We start from the raw sequence: 5152 nt of genomic DNA, 5'->3' as shown, positions 1-5152 counted from the left end.
CTTTATCGGATGTGACGGACAGTCCCAAAAAGACGGTACGCGTGAATTTTAATTTAGATGAAGATAAACACATTGCGCTCAAGCGGTACGCGCTTGAAAGCCGAAAAACGGTGACTGAGTTGTTGACTGAAATGATTGAGGAAAAATTGGTTGAGCGATAGGTATAAAAAATTCGTTTTTCTATACCTAAAAAAAGGATATGTATAAAAAACTCAAAAAACTATATATATCATCGAACGCTGTGTACCTTTCTAGTATCATCAGATGCTTGTTTTCTTAAGCCAGACGTAGAAGCAAGCTGCAAAAAAAATGCCCATGGCAAAACAAGCACTGTTTCCTATATCAGTACCATATAATAGAACCAAAAACGGTTAGCAGTGCTAAGGTATATTGCCCTTAATCAAAGCGTACTCAATAACGATTTAAGTTACACAAAATATAAGGGGCTTCTAGCCCCATCATTATTCTGAACCGCCCCGAGATTGTCGGAGACTCAACTTTCTGAGAGAATACGACAATGAAAAGACAAACCTACACTCCTGAGATTAAAAAACGCGCCGTTCGCATGCTGATTGAAGCATTAAACGATTACACCTCTATGTGGTCAACCATTCAAGTTATAGTACTGAAAATAGAATCTACTTTTGGAACATTGTGGTCATGTCATAAAAAGCGCACTAATGAAACCATACTAACCAACATTCAAGACTAAGCTACACATACTAAAGAGCTTGAACGTGAAAATAAGAAGCTTACGTAAGCCAGTTAGATTACAGTAAAAGCCGCTTTTTTCGCCCAAGGAGAGATAGGACATACAATCCAGTTGTGGCTCAGTTTATTGATAACAATAAGTGTGTCTACGGTATTAGAGCAATATTGACTGTGCAATATAGAAGATATGCAATAAAATTATTTTCTACCTTTAATAAAATGCAGCAACCTAAACAAGGGTAAATTATGAGTAATTCAGATAACCACAGTCATCAAGCTCCAGACCCTAAAAATATGAATAAAGCTTTTTATATTGGGATTGGTCTAAATTCTGCATTTACGCTCATCGAGTTTATAGTGGGCTATTCAACTAATTCATTAGCTTTAATCGCAGACGCTAGCCACAACTTAAGTGATGTTGCCAGTTTAATAATCTCGTTAATTGGAATGAAATTAGCACAGAAAGCATCTACTACGCTTTATACCTATGGCTACAAAAAAGCTTCTATAATGGCGTCTCTTATTAACGCCATATTGTTAGTTACAATCGTTATAGGTATTGCGTATGAGGCCTTGGGTCGATTTGATACGATACCGGAAGTTGCAGGAAAAGTTATTATTATTACAGCTCTAATAGGTGTATTTATAAATACTGTTACTGCTTTTGCATTCTACAAAGGTCAAAAAGACGATATTAATATCAAAGGTGCTTTCTTGCATCTAATGGTAGATGCATTGGTCTCTTTAGGTGTCGTTATCTCGGGCATTATTATTTACTATACAAGTTGGAATATCGTTGATCCTCTAGTTAGCTTGATTATTTCAGTCGTTATACTGTTATCGACTTGGGGTCTACTAAAAGAGAGTATCAAGCTTGCTATCGACGGAGTACCTCAAAATGTTGATCTCAGTAAAATCACTGCTATCTTAGAGAGCTATAATTTTATTCAAAACTTTCATCATTTACATATCTGGGCTTTGAGTACCACTGAGAATGCTCTTACAGTTCATATTGTACCGAAGACCGATATAACGTTTGAAGAGACTATTACTATGAAAGAAAACATCAAGGAAGATTTGGCGCATCAGAATATACAACATGCAACTATTGAATTTGGTACTAAGGCAGATGACAATCAAAAATCGCGTGCATTAAATGAAAGTATCAACTAAAAGATGATAGACCGTATATAGCTATCTCTTTTTAAGTATGAGGCGCGTGCCTTATGTCAACATAATTTTTTCAATCAGTTCTTATGTGATCAATAGTTTAAAACTTTTATATTTACGTGCGTTAGGACGTTACCTAGAAAAAATAAAAAACTTACGCTGATTAAATTATTATGATTAAGTTTACTATTACCCTCGTCTTCTAAGTGTGGTTAGACCTTTGCCAAAATAGCTTATTAGTAATAACAGGGTTATTATTATCAAGATAGGATAATTTCCCATAAGCATAAAGGGCGTGTTACCAACCCGTGCCTGTATCTCACCACGTAGTACAGTACGCTCAAACTGCGGTGCGCGTTTTACAATACGACCTTTATGGTTAATGATAGCGGTAACACCAGTATTGGTCGCTCGAATAAACCAGCGCCCGTTCTCAAGCGCGCGCATTTGTACCATTTGCAAATGTTGCAATGGTCCTGCTGAAGTGCCAAACCAGGCATCGTTAGAGACGGTCAACAAAAAGTCAGTATCGATGGCATTTTTACGCGTGGTATCTGGATAAGCTACCTCATAACAGATAGCCGTCCCTATATTGTGTTCACGCACCTTTAGCGGTGACTGCTGATCACTACCACGACTATAGCTCTTAATATCCTGACTACCGGCCAAACTTGGGAAAATATCGAGCACGCCTTCAAATGGAATATACTCTCCAAAAGGCACTAGACGCTGCTTCTTGTATAGGCCTTCCGCTTCTACACCTCGAGCAATCACGCTATTGTAAAATGGGGGATACTTATCCGTACTGGCATTGAATGCCGCTTTATCCTTATAAGGGATACCAGTTATCCATGTCGTATTGGTCGCATTGGCCATTTCTATCATTTCACTAATAAAGCCCGCAGCCTCATCCTGAAACATCGGAATAGATGATTCAGGCCACACCACCACATCACGTCCCCACTCAGTGCGCGTTAACTTCGCATAAATCTTTAGCGTTTCTACTTGATATTGCGTCAGCCACTTTATATCTTGTGAAATATTACCTTGAATCAATGACACTGACAGATCAGGTGTGCCCTTAGGTTTTGTCCATTGCGGATTGACCAGCCATAATGATGTGCTAATGGCCAATAACAGTACAGAAACGACGGCATAACTACTGCGCCGAAGCAGTAGCTCTACTAAACTTGCAGCCAATAGTATGGCAACAAAAGAGACGGCAAAAACACCAGCAACGGGTGCTAAGGACGATAACCAATACTCTTCAGTAAACGCATAACCAACAAACAGCCACGGAAAGCCTGTGAATAACCAAGTTTTTAACCATTCTTGTAGCACCCAAAGAGCAGCAAATGAAAAGGGTTGTTTGCCTACCATACGGTTAAAGACTAGTGCTAAAAATCCATGAAACAGTCCCATACCGAGACCCATCAATCCAATCATAATCAATGCGAGCCACGTTGGAGTATCGCTATAATCATGGATGGCAGTATAGAGCCAAAAGCCGCCGACGCACCATAGCCCCATACCGTAAGCTTCACCGATAATAAAAGCGCGACGACCACTCATATTTGGTACCAACAGCGCATATAAAATCGCTGGTGACACTATTGCTAGCGGCCAGAACCCATGAGGCGCTAGCGCAAATAAAAAAATAGCCCCTGCAAGCCATGCTGCTACTAGCGTAAACCATAGCGGTAATTGATTTGAGTGAGTACTCAAACGCTTTTGTAGATTAATAGTAGACAGGCGCATCGCAAATTATCCAAAATTATGAGTTTTGAATTTTTAGTCAAAATCCAAAACTCGGATAGACCTGTTAATACTACAGGCAGCATTTCAAAATGAAAACTGCTTATGATACCAGTCCGCACTGCTCAATGGATAAATTTACGTACTCCGTTTGATGGGTTATTATGCTACATTACCAAACGATATGAAGTGTTACTTGACCTTCTATAGCTCACAATATCTACAGTACATGAGAGAGCACTATGACCCCCTTAAAAATAAAATCCAGTCTTATATTCAATCGTTATCTGTCTAAGGGGTTGCGTAGTACGTTAGTATTACTTGCCGCCTCATCACTATTTGCTTGTAGCCAACCGAGTAGTGGCGTATCTGATGCAAGCACAACATCGGCATCAACTGAAGATGTTTTGGCTGTTCCAAAGACAGCTGAACCAAACGTTATAAATAATTCTATGATGACATCAGTAAGTAAACCAGACTTACTAAAAAACGTATCAGCCACTGTCTATAAAGATGCCAATTGCGGCTGCTGTAAAGAATGGATAAGTCATGCAGAAGATAATGGTCTAAGTGCAACCGCGCAAGATGTTGCGGACTTAGCCGTATTTAAAGAGCGCTACAGCGTTCCAAATGAAATGCGTTCTTGCCATACTGTAGTCACTACGGATGGTTACGTCTTTGAAGGTCATGTACCCGCTAAATATATGGCGCAGTTTTTAGAAAATCCGCCAGTACAAGCTATGGGTCTTGCCGTACCTGGCATGCCTATTGGTAGCCCAGGTATGGAGTATCAAAATAAATTCATGCCCTATCAGGTTATGCAGCTCAATAAAGACGGGACGACCCAAGTTTATGCTGATATTGAATCGGTAGAGCAGCAATTATAGTGTGTTAGCAGTTAAGAATACTTTGATTATAGTGTTAGCGTTAAAAGTAAATGAGGCAGGTATAAGACTGTTCTATTGCTTATAAAATGATTCTTCATCAAAAAAATCATTAGCTATTGCGACTTTAAAAGCAAAAATAACTTTGAATTTGTAACTTTTGATGACAATGTAAGCGGATTTATCGGTTATTAACCCTTAAAATAGATAAATAATTAAGGGTTAATACAAGAATATACAGGATGTATCGAAACAATTACGTAATATTACATAAGCCAGTAGGGAATTAACATCTATATTAATATTATAAATTATTATATTATCTTAATAATTAGTTAGACCCTATATAGGGTAATTACTTCATCCAATAAAAAAACGTCTGAGGGTTAAATCTATAATTTAGATTTAACCCTCAGACGTTTTTTTGCTTATAAAACAGTAGAAATTGTTGTCAATTTAGTCAGCTATATTCTGTATATGTTACACAAGCTTACATTGTAAAATGTGGAATATTAGCAATTTTTTCAACATCAAAAAAGTATTTTTGGGGTTTTTAAGGGTGATGACAGGCTAAACAGCCTATGCTAAAGTCGGCTTTGTGTTTTGGCCAGCAGCTTGATTTGCAACAGCTT

General features: G+C 38.2%; 5 protein-coding genes. 4 read left to right on the top strand and 1 reads right to left on the bottom strand.

What is annotated here, in order from left to right; translation table 11 throughout:
* Nucleotides 1–11 precede the first annotated feature (11 nt).
* The 3 genes from ENH88_RS23205 to ENH88_RS09355 all read left to right on the top strand — a co-directional run bounded on the left by ENH88_RS23205 (nt 12) and on the right by ENH88_RS09355 (nt 1884).
* A complete protein-coding gene (locus ENH88_RS23205) occupies nt 12–161 on the top strand; it encodes a plasmid partition protein ParG (RefSeq protein WP_414704825.1) in 150 nt (49 codons plus the stop codon).
* 356 nt (nt 162–517) lie between these two features.
* Nucleotides 518–712, top strand: a complete 195-nt coding sequence (locus tag ENH88_RS09360) for a hypothetical protein (RefSeq protein WP_140412949.1) — start codon at nt 518–520, stop codon at nt 710–712.
* A gap of 245 nt (nt 713–957) precedes the next feature.
* Nucleotides 958–1884, top strand: coding sequence for a cation diffusion facilitator family transporter (locus ENH88_RS09355; protein WP_201572546.1), 927 nt, complete (start codon nt 958–960; stop codon nt 1882–1884).
* A gap of 186 nt (nt 1885–2070) precedes the next feature.
* Here ENH88_RS09355 and lnt read toward each other — a convergent pair whose 3' ends face one another.
* Nucleotides 2071–3639: an apolipoprotein N-acyltransferase gene (lnt, locus tag ENH88_RS09350; RefSeq protein ID WP_068039556.1), complete on the bottom strand. Its 1569-nt coding sequence runs from the start codon at nt 3637–3639 to the stop codon at nt 2071–2073.
* Nucleotides 3640–3935: 296 nt separating this feature from the next.
* On the opposite strand from lnt, the gene ENH88_RS09345 reads away from it, so the two are divergent.
* Nucleotides 3936–4523 (top strand): DUF411 domain-containing protein, encoded by a 588-nt coding sequence (locus ENH88_RS09345; protein ID WP_304181932.1) that lies wholly within the window; start codon nt 3936–3938, stop codon nt 4521–4523.
* Nucleotides 4524–5152: the final 629 nt, after the last annotated feature.

Origin of the sequence: Pseudoalteromonas prydzensis, from assembly GCF_011050055.1 — a bacterium.
Taxonomy (GTDB): Bacteria; Pseudomonadota; Gammaproteobacteria; order Enterobacterales; family Alteromonadaceae; genus Pseudoalteromonas; species Pseudoalteromonas prydzensis_A.
Note: the sequence above shows the minus strand (reverse complement) of the source record. Positions and strands in the feature narration are given on the sequence as shown.

Bases quoted from the DNA above. Each gene is read 5' to 3' on its own strand.
- ENH88_RS09360 (WP_140412949.1), top strand. From the start codon at position 518: ATGAAAAGACAAACCTACACTCCTGAGATTAAAAAACGCGCCGTTCGC.
- ENH88_RS09355 (WP_201572546.1), top strand. From the start codon at position 958: ATGAGTAATTCAGATAACCACAGTCATCAAGCTCCAGACCCTAAAAAT.
- lnt (WP_068039556.1), bottom strand. From the start codon at position 3,639: ATGCGCCTGTCTACTATTAATCTACAAAAGCGTTTGAGTACTCACTCA.